14 protein-coding genes are annotated in these 13,740 nt (G+C 71.5%); 9 read left to right on the top strand and 5 right to left on the bottom strand.

Annotation, left to right across the window (positions count from 1 at the left end; translation table 11 throughout):
• The first annotated feature begins 215 nt into the window (after window positions 1–215).
• The 3 genes from AB5J53_RS16180 to AB5J53_RS16170 all read left to right on the top strand — a co-directional run bounded on the left by AB5J53_RS16180 (window position 216) and on the right by AB5J53_RS16170 (window position 2,686).
• On the top strand, window positions 216–1,088 hold the full coding sequence (locus tag AB5J53_RS16180) for a hypothetical protein (protein WP_369246354.1): 873 nt from the start codon (window positions 216–218) through the stop codon (window positions 1,086–1,088).
• Window positions 1,089–1,268: 180 nt separating this feature from the next.
• A complete protein-coding gene (locus AB5J53_RS16175; protein WP_369246353.1) occupies window positions 1,269–2,075 on the top strand; it encodes an EI24 domain-containing protein in 807 nt (268 codons plus the stop codon).
• Window positions 2,072–2,686 carry a LysE family translocator gene (locus AB5J53_RS16170; protein WP_369246352.1) on the top strand — a complete coding sequence of 205 codons (615 nt, stop codon included), beginning with the start codon at window positions 2,072–2,074 and terminating at the stop codon, window positions 2,684–2,686. Before AB5J53_RS16175 ends, AB5J53_RS16170 begins: the two co-directional genes overlap by 4 nt.
• Here the strand turns inward: AB5J53_RS16170 and AB5J53_RS16165 are convergent.
• Window positions 2,658–3,968 carry a pyroglutamyl peptidase gene (locus tag AB5J53_RS16165; protein ID WP_369246351.1) on the bottom strand — a complete coding sequence of 437 codons (1,311 nt, stop codon included), beginning with the start codon at window positions 3,966–3,968 and terminating at the stop codon, window positions 2,658–2,660. The genes AB5J53_RS16170 and AB5J53_RS16165 overlap by 29 nt on opposite strands.
• 148 nt (window positions 3,969–4,116) lie before the next feature.
• Complete coding sequence (locus AB5J53_RS16160) at window positions 4,117–5,073, bottom strand: LysR family transcriptional regulator (RefSeq protein WP_369252260.1); 957 nt, start codon at window positions 5,071–5,073, stop codon at window positions 4,117–4,119.
• A gap of 82 nt (window positions 5,074–5,155) precedes the next feature.
• On the opposite strand from AB5J53_RS16160, the gene AB5J53_RS16155 reads away from it, so the two are divergent.
• From AB5J53_RS16155 to AB5J53_RS16145, 3 genes are read left to right on the top strand one after another with little or no spacing between them, the layout of a single operon-like run.
• Entirely contained in the window at window positions 5,156–5,968 is an 813-nt protein-coding gene (locus AB5J53_RS16155; protein ID WP_369246350.1) for an NAD(P)-dependent oxidoreductase, read from the top strand.
• A gap of 9 nt (window positions 5,969–5,977) precedes the next feature.
• Entirely contained in the window at window positions 5,978–6,367 is a 390-nt protein-coding gene (locus AB5J53_RS16150) for a RidA family protein (RefSeq protein WP_369246349.1), read from the top strand.
• 25 nt (window positions 6,368–6,392) lie between these two features.
• Window positions 6,393–6,722, top strand: coding sequence for a YrdB family protein (locus tag AB5J53_RS16145; RefSeq protein ID WP_369246348.1), 330 nt, complete (start codon window positions 6,393–6,395; stop codon window positions 6,720–6,722).
• A 16-nt stretch (window positions 6,723–6,738) separates the two neighbouring features.
• Here AB5J53_RS16145 and AB5J53_RS16140 read toward each other — a convergent pair whose 3' ends face one another.
• Window positions 6,739–7,314 (bottom strand): TetR/AcrR family transcriptional regulator, encoded by a 576-nt coding sequence (locus tag AB5J53_RS16140; protein WP_369246347.1) that lies wholly within the window; start codon window positions 7,312–7,314, stop codon window positions 6,739–6,741.
• 161 nt (window positions 7,315–7,475) lie between these two features.
• Here AB5J53_RS16140 and AB5J53_RS16135 point away from each other — a divergent pair, with 161 nt between their 5' ends.
• The gene (locus AB5J53_RS16135) at window positions 7,476–9,908 is read left to right on the top strand and encodes a beta-glucosidase (RefSeq protein ID WP_369252258.1); all 2,433 of its coding nucleotides are present in this window, start codon (window positions 7,476–7,478) and stop codon (window positions 9,906–9,908) included.
• A gap of 125 nt (window positions 9,909–10,033) precedes the next feature.
• Window positions 10,034–11,032: a hypothetical protein gene (locus tag AB5J53_RS16130; RefSeq protein ID WP_369246346.1), complete on the top strand. Its 999-nt coding sequence runs from the start codon at window positions 10,034–10,036 to the stop codon at window positions 11,030–11,032.
• 34 nt (window positions 11,033–11,066) lie between these two features.
• Here the strand turns inward: AB5J53_RS16130 and AB5J53_RS16125 are convergent, their stop codons facing one another.
• Window positions 11,067–12,044, bottom strand: coding sequence for an aldose epimerase family protein (locus tag AB5J53_RS16125; RefSeq protein ID WP_369246345.1), 978 nt, complete (start codon window positions 12,042–12,044; stop codon window positions 11,067–11,069).
• Window positions 12,045–12,081: 37 nt separating this feature from the next.
• Complete coding sequence (locus AB5J53_RS16120; protein ID WP_369246344.1) at window positions 12,082–12,984, bottom strand: SGNH/GDSL hydrolase family protein; 903 nt, start codon at window positions 12,982–12,984, stop codon at window positions 12,082–12,084.
• A 220-nt stretch (window positions 12,985–13,204) separates the two neighbouring features.
• On the opposite strand from AB5J53_RS16120, the gene AB5J53_RS16115 reads away from it, so the two are divergent.
• Entirely contained in the window at window positions 13,205–13,699 is a 495-nt protein-coding gene (locus tag AB5J53_RS16115) for a DUF3145 domain-containing protein (RefSeq protein ID WP_369246343.1), read from the top strand.
• Window positions 13,700–13,740: the final 41 nt, after the last annotated feature.

The raw sequence follows: 13,740 nt of genomic DNA, 5'->3' as shown, positions 1-13,740 counted from the left end.
CCGATGAGGGGGTTTCTGTGAGCGGTACGGCGAGGTGTACCTGTTCGACTCTTCTGCAACAAGAGGGCGTCGCCGTCACGGCTGTGGTCATGGATGCCCCGGATGGCGCATCCTCGGAGGGCCGGACGGGGCATGCTGAGTGCGGGCGCCGGCGCGACGGAGGGCCGGGCCGCAGGTTCGGCCGAGCGGTAGTGCGCGTGGCGAGGAGGGCCTCCATGTCCCCGATTCCGTTGATCCCGTCGCTCCCCAGCAGGGAGGACGTGCTGCGCATGGCGCGCAACACGACCGACATCACCGGCCAACTCCTCGACACGGCCGGGAACATCACGAGAATCGCCGTCAACACTTTCGATCCCCGGGACGGGTCGGGGGCGGAGGTGCTGCGCGTCCTGCGCGAGACGACGGCCGAGCTGGCCGAGGCGAGCGCCTCCCCGCAGGCGCAGGAGGCCTTCTACCGGATCGTGGACACGCTGACGCGGCTCGGCACGAGTGGGGCGCCGCTCGCGGTGCATCCCGTGAGCGAACCGGCGCAGGCGTTGCTCGCCGCGGTGGGCGACAGTCTGCTGCCCATCCTCGACGCGGTGGAACCCGCCGTGGAGGAGGCGGCCGTCGCGCTCGGGGAGCTGGTGGAGGCGACCTCGCCGCTGCTGCCCGCGGCGGCAGGGGTCGCGGCGGGGGCGCTGCTCGCGCTGACTCCGGTGGTACGGGCCGCCGCGGACGTCCTGCGGAGCTCGTCGCCCGAACTTCGGCGTATCGCCGATGCGTTGACCGCCGCGCTGGCTCCGCTGCTGCCGCTTCAGGTCGCGCTGGCGGAGCGGGCGGCTGCCGCCGGGGCGGGGGTCGTGCGGGCCGGGCTCCCTCCCCTCGCCGATCTCACGGAGGCGGCGGCCGCCGCGATGACGGCGGTCCGCCCGCTCCTCATCGCGAGCGAGGAGCTCCTTGTCTCCGGCCTCGAACAACTCCAGCCGGTCCTCCTCGCCACCGCCTCCCGCGCGGGGCGCGTCGCCCGCGCGGCGGCCGTCCGCGTCTCGGCAGCGGCGTCGCCCGCGGCGGAACGGGGCGTGGTGGTCGCGGTCACCCCGGTGTGATCCGCCCCCTCCGCCCCTACCTGTCCCTGGGGGCTGCGCCCCCAAAAAGGGGCGCGGGGAACTGCGCGACAAGCCCCCACGCACCCGCAGCCGAAAGGCTGGTACGGGACGGGTAGGGGCGGAGGGGGCGAAAAAACCACCCACCCGCGCCCCCGCGAAGCGTCCCGCTAAAGTTCCCCCATGCGCGATCTTGGGGTGGGCTTCAACTACTTGGTGCAGGGCCAGCGATGGGTGGCCCGGCACGGGAAGCAGTACGGGTTCGGACTGGTCCCGGGTCTCATCACCCTCGTGCTCTACGCGGCAGCGCTCGTCACCCTCGCCCTGTACGGCGAGGACTTCGTCACCTGGGCCACCCCCTTCGCGGACGACTGGACCAGCCCCTGGCCGGGTCTCTTCCGCGGTTTCCTCACCGCCGTACTCTGCGCCCTCGCCCTCCTCCTCTCCGTCCTCACCTTCACGGCGGTCACCCTCCTCATAGGGCAGCCCTTCTACGAGAACCTCTCCGAGAAGGTCGACCGCGACGTCTCCCCGGACGGCACGGCCCCCGAGTCGGGACTCCCACTCTGGCGGGAGCTGTGGATCTCGGGGCGGGACAGCCTCCGTATCGTCGTAAGGGCGGTCCTGTGGGGCGTGCTCCTCTTCGCCCTCGGCTTCGTCCCGTTCGTCGGCCAGACGGTCATCCCGGTGATCGGCTTCTTCGTCACCGGGTTCTTCCTCACCGAGGAACTCACCGCCGTCGCCCTTCAGCGCCGCGGCGTCGACCTCCGCGCACGCCTGTCTCTGCTCCGCTCGCGCAAGATGCTCGTCTGGGGCTTCGGCACGCCCCTGGGCCTGGCCTTCCTGGTTCCGTTCGTCGCGGTCTTCCTGATGCCCGGAGCCGTCGCGGGCGCCACTCTCATGGCCCGCGATCTGCGTGGCGAGGAGACGGAGACGACCGAGGACGCCCCCGAAACCGTTGACGCCCCCGAGGAGGGAGCCACCCCGTGACCGAGATACTCGCCGTCGCCGTCATCACGGTCCTGGCGGTCATCGCCCCCGGCGCCGACTTCGCCATGGTCGTCCGCAACAGCTACCTCTACGGCCGCCGGACAGGGCTGTTCGCCGCCACCGGCGTCGCCGCCGGCGTCCTGGTGCACGTGACGTACACGATGCTCGGCGTCGGACTCCTGATCGCGTCCTCGACCGCCCTGTTCACCGTGATCAAGCTGATCGGCGCGGCGTACCTCGTCTACATCGGCGTGCGCACCTTCCGCGCGCGCGAAGACGTCGAGGTCGATCTGGCCAACAAGACGACCCTGACCCCGTTCGCCGCCCTGCGCACGGGCTTCCTCACCAACGTCCTCAATCCCAAGACGACCCTCTTCGTCGTCTCGACGTTCGCCCAGGTGGTCAGCCCCGGCACCCCGGTCTACCAGCAGGTGGGCTACGGGCTGTTCATGTCCTTCGCCCACCTGTTGTGGTTCGGCGTCGTCGCGGTCTTCTTCTCGCACGACCGGATGCGCACGCTGATGCTGCGCGGCCAGAAGGTCCTGAACAAGGTCATCGGCTCCGTCCTGGCCGGCCTCGGCATCAGCCTCGCGTTCGCTCCGTCGCACTAGCGGGAGCCGATGCTGTGGCGGTCGCGTCCACCGCCACCGTCAGGATCGCCCGTACCTGATCGATGATGTCCAGCCGGTTCCGCACGAACTCCGGATCGGTGACCGTGCCGGTCGCCGGGTCCGTGTTGCCCGTGCCGAACTGCAGCACCGGCGTGTGCACATGCCCCCCGGGGAGCGTGGAGTGCAGCCCGAGGCGGTCGCGGAGCAGCGTCGCGCGGTAGGCGATCTCGTTGGAGAGATAGTTGCCGCCGCCACCGGCGCGGGCCGTGGAACCCGGGGTCGGGCCGTCGGGGCGTACGACCGGATCCGTACCGCCCGCCGGGATCTCGGTCACCGACGTGTTGTCGTACACGGGGAAGCGGCCGGTGTCCGCGGCGACGATCTCCTGGTACGGGAGGGTCGTCGACGTCCACTGCGGCTGCGAGGCCGGGTCGGTGACCGGGACCGTCTCGGTCACTGAGAGGTTGAGGTTGTCCGGGTAGCCGCCCCGCCAGGCCCCGTTGGTCCGCTCCACGTCGAAGCGGCCGACGCGGCCCTGGCTGACCGTCGTGAACAGGTCCACGTGCGGCAGATACGGCCGCAGCGTGCGCTCCACCGTACCTCCCCCAGATCTGAACGCCTGGGAGGTGCCCCCAGTGAAGTCCTGCCAGCGGACCGGGAACATGGCCGTCTCGACGCGTGCCGGACCGTCCGCCGTCTGGATCGTCGTGCCGTCGAGGGCGAGCGCGGTGGCTCCGGAGGGATTGGAGATCCGGATGTCGCGGTCCAGCGTGAACGGGTCGAACCCGGTGACCAGGATCCGCTTCACACCCTTGGTGTGCGGGTAACGGATGGCGTTCTGGCCACGCGAGTTCTGCTCCAACGCGTCCAGCAACTGGGAGCGTTGAGTGTCGGAGAGGCTGAACTCCGGCTCCCACTGGCGTACTTCGCGCGTCATGCCGAGCCGGGCCCAGTACAGCGGCCGGTCGTCGTCCCGGCTCAGGTCCCCGCCCGCCGGACCCCGGCCCTGCGCCCGGTCGACGGCACGCCGCCACAGCCGCGCGCCCTGCTGTACGACGACGTGCCGGGCCTGCGCGTACGAGTCCGCCCTGCCCAGCGCCCGCGCGAACGCCGGGGCCACGGTGTCGAATCCGGAACGCCGCAGGATCTCCTGGGGAGCGGCCTTGTCGAGCCGCTGCTCCTCGACGGTGGAGGTCTCGGCGGCCGACGCGCTGGGCGTGGCCGTCAGACCCGCGAGCAGGGCCAGTCCGAGTACGCCGATCCGAACGCGTATGTGAGTCAAGGGAGTTCGGGCCTTCCGTCGCCGTGGGGTGCTGCCGGACGGCGGCAGTATCCCGTGACGGCTGGGGCGTACGCCATGGCGCATGACGGGTGAGGCACCGGGGAGGCTCGATGCAGTCCCACTGGTCCCAGAGACCCTGGTGGCGGGATCAAGTCGCCCTGGTGCCGGGAATCTTGGCGGCCGACGCCCGCAGCGCGGCCAGGAACGCCTCGCCCGCCGGTGCCGGCGACCGTCCGCGCACCGTCGCCGCGTACACCGCCCGCGCCGGCGCGTCCTCGTCGAGGACCGGGAGCAGCGCGATGTCGGGCCGTACGGACTCCGCGGCGAGCGCCGGGATCAGCGTCACGCCGAGCCCGGCGGCGACGTACCCCTGCTTGGCGGTCCACTCGGCGACGACATGCGCGACGCGCGGGCGGAACCCGTGCCGCAGGGCCGCGTCGAGCAGGGTGCCCTCGGGGCGGGGCCCGCCGGATATCCAGTCGGCGTCGGCGAGTTGGGGCAGTCGTACGGAGGGCTCGGCGGCGAGCGGATGATCGGCGGGGACGGCGACGTACAGGGACTCGTCGAGGAGGTGATGCAGGGTGTAGGCGTCCAGCGGGGTGTGGCCCGTCGTCGAGACGACCGCCAGGTCGAGATGGTCGGCGGTCAGCCGGTCCAGGAGTACGGGGGTGAAGCCTTCCTTGCGGGTGAGCCGGACTCCGGGGTGGCGGGCACGGAACGCCGCGATGGCCCGCGGTACGAGGGCCGCGTCCGCCGTGGCGAAGGCGCCCACCCGCAGCCGCCCGCCCGCCGCCTCCCGCAGCGCGGCCAACTCCCGCCCCGCGCCGTGCAGCCGCTCGACCACCGACTCGGCGTGCGGTACGAGGACCCGCCCGGCCTCCGTCAGCCGTACACCCCGGGCCATCCGGTCGAAGAGCGGGGCACCGCCGAGCGACGCCTCCAGCGAGGAGATCTGCCGCGACACCGCGGACTGCGTCCACCCGAGCGTCCGCGCGGCCACGGTGAACGAACCGTGCCGGGCGACTTCGAGGAACACCCGCAGCCAAACGGTCGAGAGATCGGGTACGTCGTTCTGCCGGCCCCTGCCGTCGACGGCACCGACCATCCGAGTGTCATGCGAGTCCTGCATGACACACATGCTAGACATTCGCTTGTCGCATCACCTGTGGGTGCCTAGCGTCGAAGACATGGAAAAGATCGCTTTTCTCGGACTCGGTCACATGGGCGCCGCGATGGCACGCCAACTCCTCGGCACCGGGCACCCGTTGACGGTCTGGAACCGCACCGCCGCGAAGGCGGAGCCGTTCGTCGCGGAGGGTGCGACCCTCGCCGCCTCTCCGGCCGAGGCGGCACGGGACGCGGACGTGGTGATCACGATGCTCGCCGACCCGGCCGCGCTCGACGCGGTCGCGGACGCGATCGTGCCGGAGCTCCGCCCGGGCGCGACCTGGGTGGAGATGTCGACGGTCGGCCCGGACGTGATCAAGGAGCTGGCCGCCCGGCTCGGGGAGGGCGTGACGCTCATCGACGCGCCCGTGGCGGGCAGCACCGACAAGGCCGCCGCGGGCCGACTCGGCATCCTCGCGGGCGGTGACGTGGCCCCTGTCGAGCATGTGCTGGCGCACTTCGGCACCGTCACCCGTACCGGCCCGCTCGGCTCCGGCGCCGCGCTCAAGCTCCTCGTGAACGCCGCCGTACTCGGCGGAGTCGCCCTCGTCGCCGAGACCATGGCCCTCGCGGACGCGCTGGGCATCGACGAGGGCACCGCCCGCACCGCCCTCGCGAACGGCCCGCTCGGCGGCGCCGCCGCCCGCGCCTTCGCCGAGGGCGTGCACTTCGACACCTCGCTCGCCGTCAAGGACACCGACCTGGCGACCAAGGCGGCCCGACTCCCGGTCATGGAAGCGGTGTTGGAGCACTTCAGGCGGGCTGCCGCGGACCCGGGCATCGCCCACGCCGACATCGCCGAGGCCGTCACCCACATCCGTCGATCAAGCTGAAGGAACCCCGTGCAGATCACGTTGGACAACCCGGCCTCCGCGCCCCAGCCCGCCAACGCCTACTACTCCCAGGTCGCCCGCGTCGAACTCCCGGGCGGCGGAGCGCTGTTGTATCTCTCCGGCCAGGTGGCGGACGGCGAGGACCTCGTCACTCAGAGCCGCGGCGTCTTCGAGACCATCGACGCCCTGCTCAAGGCGCACGGCGCGACCCTCGCCGACATCATCAACATCCGTACGTACCTGACCGACATCGACAAGCTCGCCGAATACGGCGCCGTACGCCGGGAGTTCCTCACCGGCACCGCACCCACCAGCATGACCTTCGAGGCCGCACGCCTCTTCAAGCCGGACGCCCTCATCGAGATCGAGGTCGTCGCCGCCGTCCGCGGCCCGGAGTGATCCCTTCCGGGTGATACTGCCGCGTATGAAGGCAACGAACCTGGGCGTGCTCTTCCTCATCGAACTCGGCGCCCTCGCGGCCGTCGGGTACTGGGGATTCACCAGCGATGTGGGCACGCCGTGGGCCTGGCTCCTCGGCCTCGGCGCACCGGCCGTACTGATCGCGCTGTGGGCGCTGTTCGGCTCGCAGAAGGCGACGTACAAGACGCGCGGCGCGGTCCGTGTCGGCTTCGAACTGCTCTGGTTCGGGTCCGGCGTGCTCGCCCTGGTGCTCGCCGGGGCCTACGCCTGGGCGATGGTCTTCGCCGCCGTCTGCGCGGCGAGCAAGACGCTGGCCGTCATCTGGCGGCAGTGAGAGGGCGAATCGAGGCTCAGGTCTCGCCCAGCAGTGCCAGGAAGTCCCGGAACGCGCCGGGCATGTCCACCGACTCCGGATCCAGCAGCCACTGGTACTGAAGGCCGTCCATCACCGCGACGAGCAGGGGCGCGGTGCGCTCCGGCGTGAGCCCGTTCGGAAGCCGCTCCCCGTACTCGGCGCGCAGCACCGCCGCCATGCTCGCGCGCACCCTGGCGTACCGCTCGGTGAAGTACTCGCGCGCCGGATGCCCCTCCGTGACGCTCTCGCCGAGCAGCGCCGAGAAGGTCTGGATGATCCCGGGCCGCATGGCGTTGTACTCGACCAGTGAGGCCAGCAGATCGACCCGCCACTGGGTGTCCGGCACGGCGTCCCACTGGTCGCGCTCCTCGAGGACGGCGACGAGCAGGGCGTCCTTCGTGGGGAAGTAGTGCAGCAGCCCCTGCTGGGTGAGGCCCACGCGCTCCGCGACCGCGGCCAGGCTCGCGCCCCGGTAGCCACGCTCGGCGATCACCTCCAGGGCCGCCCGGACGATCTCCGCGCGCCGCTCCTCGCTTCTGGCCCTGGTGCTCATGGCGTCACCGTACGGCATCCGATCACCCTGGCTATAACGGCAAGGTAACGAAACCTACCGCTCTACAGGTAGCGGGTGCAGGATGAGGAGACGTCCAAGGGCTTCAACGAGGAGGTGCCGTGGTGGCGGAAACAGCGGAGAACGCGGGAACCAAGGCCGAGAACGCGGAGAACGCGGGGATCAAGGCCGAGAACGCGGCCGATCGGGCCCGCGAGGCGGTCGTCGACGCGGCCCTCGGCAAGCTCGACCTGGACGCGAAGGCGAGGCTGCTGGCCGGCCAGGACATGTGGTCGCTGCCCGCGCTCCCCGAGATCGGGCTGAAGTCCCTGGTCATGTCCGACGGTCCGATCGGCGTCCGCGGCGTCCACTGGACCGCCGACGACCCGTCCATCGCACTCCCGTCCCCGACCGCGCTCGCCGCCACCTGGGACCCGGCCCTCGCCCGCCGCGCCGGTGCCCTGCTCGCCCAGGAGGCCCGGCGCAAGAAGGTCCACGTCCTGCTCGCGCCCACCGTCAACCTGCACCGCTCCCCGCTCGGCGGCCGCCACTTCGAGGCCTACAGCGAGGACCCGTATCTGACCGGCCGGATCGGCAGCGGTTACGTGCAGGGCGTGCAGTCCGGCGGCGTCGGCACCACCGTCAAGCACTTCGTCGCCAACGACGCCGAGACCGACCGCTTCACGGTGAACAACGTGGTCTGCGAACGCGCCCTGCGCGAGCTCTACCTGGCCCCTTTCGAGGCCATCGTCGAGAACGCCCACCCCTGGGGCATCATGACCGCCTACAACTCGGTCAACGGCACGACGATGACCGAGCACCGCCACCTCGTGAACGAGATCCTGCGCGGCGAATGGGGCTTCGACGGCTTCAACGTCTCCGACTGGATGGCCGCCCGCTCGACCACCGCCGACATCGAGGGCGGCCTCGACGTCGCCATGCCCGGCCCGCGGACCGTGTACGGCGCACCGCTCGCCGCCGCCGTGCGCGCCGGCGAGGTCGAGGAGGCCAAGGTCGACGAGGCCGTCCGCAACGTGCTCCGGCTCGCCGCCCGCGTCGGCATCCTTCAGGGCGCCGAGCCGGTCGTGACCGAGCCTCCCGCCCCCATCGACGGCGAGGCACTGGCCCGCGAGATCGCCCGCCGCGCCTTCGTCCTCGTGCGGAACGAGAACAGCGCGCTGCCCCTCAAGCCGGGAAGCGTGGCCCTCATCGGTGCCGCCGCCCGCGACGCCCGCGTCCTCGGCGGCGGCTCCGCCACCGTCTTCCCCTCCCGGATCGTCTCGCCCCTCGACGGCCTCACCGCAGCCCTCCCCGAGGGCAGCCTGGCGTACGCCGTCGGCGCCGACCCGACCGAGGAACTCGCCGTCGCCGACAAGGGGTTCGAGCTGCGCGCCGTCTGCCGCGACGCGAACGGCGAGATCATCGGCAGCGGCTCCGCGTCGGGCGGCCAGATCCAGTGGATGGGTGACGACCTCCCCGAGGGCGTCACCCACGACACTCTCCACACCGTCGAGCTGACCGGCACCTTCACCCCGCGCGACAGCGGCCCGCACACCTTCGGCATCAAGGGCCTGGGCGCCTTCACCCTCACCGTCGACGGCACGACGTACTTCGACGACGCCCAGCGCACCGACAAGGACGACCCCTTCGAGGCGTTCTTCCTCGCCCCGGTGCCCCGCGCCCAGGCCGAACTGACCGCGGGCGAGGCGGTCGAGGTCTCCCTCACCCACGTGGTCACCCTCCCCGAGGGCATCCCGATGAAGGTCGTCGGCTTCGCGCTCGCCCACCAGGAGCCGCAGCGCGACGAGGACGAGCTGATCGCCGAGGCCGTCGAGACCGCCCGCGCCGCCGACACCGCGGTCGTCGTGGTCGCCACCACCGACCGCGTCGAGTCCGAGGGCTTCGACCGCAAGGACCTCCGACTCCCGGGCCGCCAGGACGAGTTGGTCCGCGCCGTCGCCGCCGCCAACCCGAACACCGTCGTGGTCGTCAACTCCGGCTCCCCGGTGGAACTGCCGTGGCGCGACGAGGTCGCCGCCGTACTGCTGAGCTGGTTCCCCGGCCAGGAGGGCGGCGCCGCGCTCGCCGACGTCCTCACCGGCGCGCACGAGCCGGGCGGTCGGCTGCCCAGCACCTGGGGCTCCTTCGCGGACGCCCCGGTCACCCAGGTGGTCCCGGCCGACGGCGAACTCCCGTACACCGAGGGCGTGTTCATCGGCTACCGCGCCTGGGAGAAGGAAGGGAAGACCCCCTCGTACCCCTTCGGGCACGGCCTCGGCTACACCGACTGGACGTACGAGTCGCTCGAGATCAGCGGTACGACCGCCACGATCCGCGTGCGCAATTCCGGTGAGCGCGCCGGGCGCGAGGTCGTCCAGGTCTACCTGGCCCCGGTGGAGGCCGACGCCGAGCGGCCCGCCCGATGGCTCGCCGGCTTCGCGGGCGTCGAGGCCGGTCCGGGCGAGAGTGCCGAGGCCGTCGTGGAACTCCCGCGCCGCGCCTTCGAGATCTGGGACGAGAACGCCGACGCGTGGGCGTTTGTGAAGGGTTCGTACGAGGTTCAGGCGGGGCGCTCGATCATCGACCGCCGGGTCGCGGCCGCGATTAACGTCTGATCCGGGACAAGCTCCCCACCGAGCAGCCCCGGTCCGGAACCTGACCTCCGGGCCGGGGCTCGTCGCTGCTCGGCCACCTGTGGCAGACTCGCGGGCCGACACACGCCGGTTCGGGGGAGAAGCGCATGTACCCAGGTCAGCAGCAAGGTCCGTATCCGCCTCAACAGGGGTACCCACAGCAGCCGTACCCACCGCAGCAGCCATACGCGCCGCAGCAGCCGTATCCGCCCCAGCAAGGCTCTCCGCAGCAGCCGTACCCGCCGCAGCAGCCATACGCTCCGCAGCAGGGGTACCCGCAGCAGCCGTATCCGCCCCAGCAAGGCTCTCCGCAGCAGCCGTATCCGCCGCAGCAGGGCTACCCCCAACAGCCGTACCAGCCCTACCCGCCGCAGCCGCAGCAGCCCATGGCCCCTCAACAGAACCTGGGCGACGCCCGGATGAGGCTGGACCCGAGCCTGAGCGCGGGCCAGCGCGAGCTGGTGCTGAAGATCCAGCAGACCAGCAAGGTGTACGCGTTCGGCTTCGTCCTGGGCATCCCGCTGACCTTCGGCGGCGCCCACTACGGCATCACCGAGAAGCCGATCGGCTTCGCCGGCACCGCGCTCGGCCTCGTCGGCCTGGTCGTCGGCGTCCTCGCCCTGATGAAGGCGCGAGGCCTCAAGGAGCAGCTGCGCCGGCTCACCCCGGACGCCTGGCGCTCCCCGGCCGCGCACCTGCCGAGCGCCCGCAAGGCGGCCACACAGGCCGCGTACGTCAACGGGGTCCTGGTCCTGCTGTCCCTGAGCGCCGCCGGCTATCTGCTCGTCAAGGGCGCCGACTGGGGCGCGTACGGGAACTCGTTCGGCTTCGGCGGGCTGATGCTCGCCGCGTTCATCCCGCTCGGCATGGGGATCGCCGCCGCGACGACCATCCCGCAGCTGCTCCAGGTCGTCCCGGCCGGTGCCAGGGTCGGCCAGAGCCTGTACTCGATCATCATGGCGCTGGGCGCGCTGATCCTCTTCAACGGGATCAAGGGCTTCGACCCGCTTCCCATCGCCGTCGGCGGCACCGTCACCGCGATCTGCCTGGGCGCCATGTCGATCCTCGGCAAGGCGACCAAGAGGATGCGCGGCGAGAGCTCTTAGCGGCGAGACCGTCTGAGCGGCTCCCTGGGGTCGCTCAGGCGCGCACGGCGAATCCGTACACCGTCTGCGACCTGTACACCCCGCCCGGCCGCAGCTCCGTGCTCGGGAACTCCGGCCGGTGCGGGGAGTCGGGGAAGTGCTGCGTCTCCAGCGCGACGCCGTCGCCGGGCGTGAACGGGTCGCTCAAGTGGTCCGCGGTGTAGAGCTGCAGCCCCGGTTCGGTGGTCGCCACGGTCAGCACGCGCCCGGAGGCCGGGTCGTACAGTTCCGCGACCTCGGCGGCCGTCGCCGTGACACCCTTGTCGAGCACGAAGTTGTTGTCGTACCCGGTGCCGACCTTCCGCGCCTGCCGGAAGTCGAAGCGGGTGCCCTCGACGGGGGCGAGCTCCCCGGTCGGGATGAGGTCGGCGTCCACCGGCGTCAACCGCGAGGCGGCGATACGGAGTTCGTGCTCACCCGCGCTTCCCCCTCCGCTCAGATTCCAGTAGGTGTGGTTCGTCAGGTTCACCACGGTCGGCGCGTCGGTGACCGCCTCGTACGCGATCCGCAGCGTGCCGTCCTCGCCCAGGCTGTACGTCGCCGAGACCTCCAGGCGGCCCGGGAAGCCCTCCTCGCCGTGCGGGCTGACCCGGGTGAGCCGCACGCCGTGCCCGACCGGCTCGGCGTCCCACACGCGCTTGTTGAAGCCGAGCTCGCCGCCGTGCAGGGAGTTGGGTCCGTCGTTCTGGGCGAGGTGGTAGGTCAGACCGTCGAGCGGGAAGCGGCCGCCCGCGATCCGGTTCGCGTACCGCCCGACCAGCGCCCCGAAGTACGGCTCCGGATGGGCGAGGTAGCCCGCCAGGTCCGCGAACCCCAGCACCACGTCCACGGCCCGCCCGTCCCGGTCGGGAACCTCGGCCGACTGCACGATCCCGCCGTACGTCAGGACCCGCACCCGCACGCCGGACCGCTCCAGCGTCCAGCGGTGGACCGGAGTGCCGTCGGGAAGGGTGCCGAAGAGTTCGCTGCGCATGATCGAAAGCCTAGGCCAATGATCCGTGCGGGGGCGGTCAAGCCACCGGGTTCTTCGCCGTCACCGTCCGGTACGCGATCTCCGCCAGCCTGGCCTGGCCGTCCTTGCTCGGGTGGAACCAGTCCCAGTGGCTCAACTGGTCCGTGCCGAAGCGGTACTCGAAGACCGCGCCCCCGTCGAAGCGGCAGCGCCTGTCCTTGGCGCACACCTCCCGAAGGACTTCGTTGTACGCCTCCACCCGGTCCTGCACCTTGGCGCGCCGCAGGGTCGCCGCCGAGTCCAGGACGTCCGCGTCGCCCAGCATCGAGGGGCAGATGCCCAGCTTCCACACCTGCTTGCCCAGCGGGTTGACGCGGCCCTGGGACCACAGCCGCTTCAGATCCGGCACGCTCGACACATACACCTGCGTCTTGGGCAGGGCGCCGCGCAGCGTCCGCATCGCGTCCTCGAACTCGGCGCGGAAGTCGGCGACGGAGGTCATCGCCGAGGCGGAGGAGCGGCAGGCGTCATTGGCGCCCGCCATCACCGTGACCAGCTCCGGCTTCCTGGTCGCCGCCTGCGCCATCTGGCCGGGCAGGTCCGCCATCCGTGCACCGGTCACCGCGTAGTTCCAACTGTGCTCGGCGGCCCCGGCCGTGCCGAGCAGCCGTACGGCGAGACTCCGGACCTGCGCGTCGCTGCCCGTCGCCCAGGACGCCTCGGGGCAGTCCGACAAGATGGTGCACGCGTCGAAGCCGCGGGTGATGGAATCGCCGACCGCGGCCACCGATCCCGGGCTGCGGTCCCAGGTGGGCGTGGGCTTCGGGGACGGCAGAGCCTTCGCGGTCGTACCTCTTGGCGCCGGGGAGTTGCCACCGAAGGCGTCGCACCCGGCGACACCCAGCAGAGCCGCCGCCGCGACGGCGAGGACGGCCCGTGAACGGTGGCTGCGGTTCCGCATCCCCTGGTCCCCTCGTTCGTTGTGCAGGGTCGATCACCACCCCTTGGACACGGTCGGTCAGCACGCGCGTCCCGTTGGGTGAAACCTCGGTGTTTCCAGGCGTCGGGACCGACGGTACGTCACACTCCTTGCGCCGCCGCACGGTAGCCTCGCCCCGTGGCCGCCCTGCCACTGCCGTTCCGCTAAGTTACAAGATGTCTCGCTCTGTCCGGAGGCCCCAGTGACGACACGTGGAGTTCTCTACGTGCACTCCGCGCCCCGCGCGCTGTGCCCGCACGTCGAGTGGGCGGTCGCGGGGGTGCTCGGCACGCGCGTGAACCTCGACTGGATCCGGCAGCCCGCGTCACCGGGCACCTGGAGATCCGAGTTCTCCTGGAAGGGCGAGGTGGGCACCGCCTCCAAGCTCGCCTCCGCGCTGCGCGGCTGGCATCTGATGCGCTTCGAGGTCACCGCCGAGCCGTGCCCCACGGCCGAGGGCGAGCGCTATAGCTGCACCCCCGAGCTCGGCATCTTCCACGCCGTCACCGGAATCCACGGCGACATCCTGATCCCCGAGGACCGCCTGCGCGCCGCCCTCCTGCGCTCCCAGCGAGGCGAAACCGACCTGGAGGCCGAACTCGCCAAGCTCCTCGGCAAGCCCTGGGACGACGAGTTGGAGCCCTTCAGGTACGCGGGCGAGGGCGCCCCGGTCCGCTGGCTCCACCAGGTGGTGTGAGTCCCGGACGTAGATGTAACTGAAGGGCCCCCACCAGCCGG

The organism is Streptomyces sp. R41 (assembly GCF_041053055.1).
Lineage (GTDB): Bacteria > Actinomycetota > Actinomycetes > Streptomycetales > Streptomycetaceae > Streptomyces.
The sequence above is the reverse complement of the archived record's forward strand: the minus strand, read 5'-3'. Positions and strand labels throughout refer to the sequence as shown.

Coding starts and splice junctions, on each gene's coding strand:
- AB5J53_RS16175 (WP_369246353.1), top strand. CDS start 1,269: ATGCGCGATCTTGGGGTGGGCTTCAACTACTTGGTGCAGGGCCAGCGA.
- AB5J53_RS16140 (WP_369246347.1), bottom strand. CDS start 7,314: ATGCCGTACGGTGACGCCATGAGCACCAGGGCCAGAAGCGAGGAGCGG.
- AB5J53_RS16180 (WP_369246354.1), top strand. CDS start 216: ATGTCCCCGATTCCGTTGATCCCGTCGCTCCCCAGCAGGGAGGACGTG.
- AB5J53_RS16155 (WP_369246350.1), top strand. CDS start 5,156: ATGGAAAAGATCGCTTTTCTCGGACTCGGTCACATGGGCGCCGCGATG.
- AB5J53_RS16120 (WP_369246344.1), bottom strand. CDS start 12,984: ATGCGGAACCGCAGCCACCGTTCACGGGCCGTCCTCGCCGTCGCGGCG.
- AB5J53_RS16125 (WP_369246345.1), bottom strand. CDS start 12,044: ATGCGCAGCGAACTCTTCGGCACCCTTCCCGACGGCACTCCGGTCCAC.
- AB5J53_RS16160 (WP_369252260.1), bottom strand. CDS start 5,073: ATGGTCGGTGCCGTCGACGGCAGGGGCCGGCAGAACGACGTACCCGAT.
- AB5J53_RS16130 (WP_369246346.1), top strand. CDS start 10,034: ATGTACCCAGGTCAGCAGCAAGGTCCGTATCCGCCTCAACAGGGGTAC.
- AB5J53_RS16145 (WP_369246348.1), top strand. CDS start 6,393: ATGAAGGCAACGAACCTGGGCGTGCTCTTCCTCATCGAACTCGGCGCC.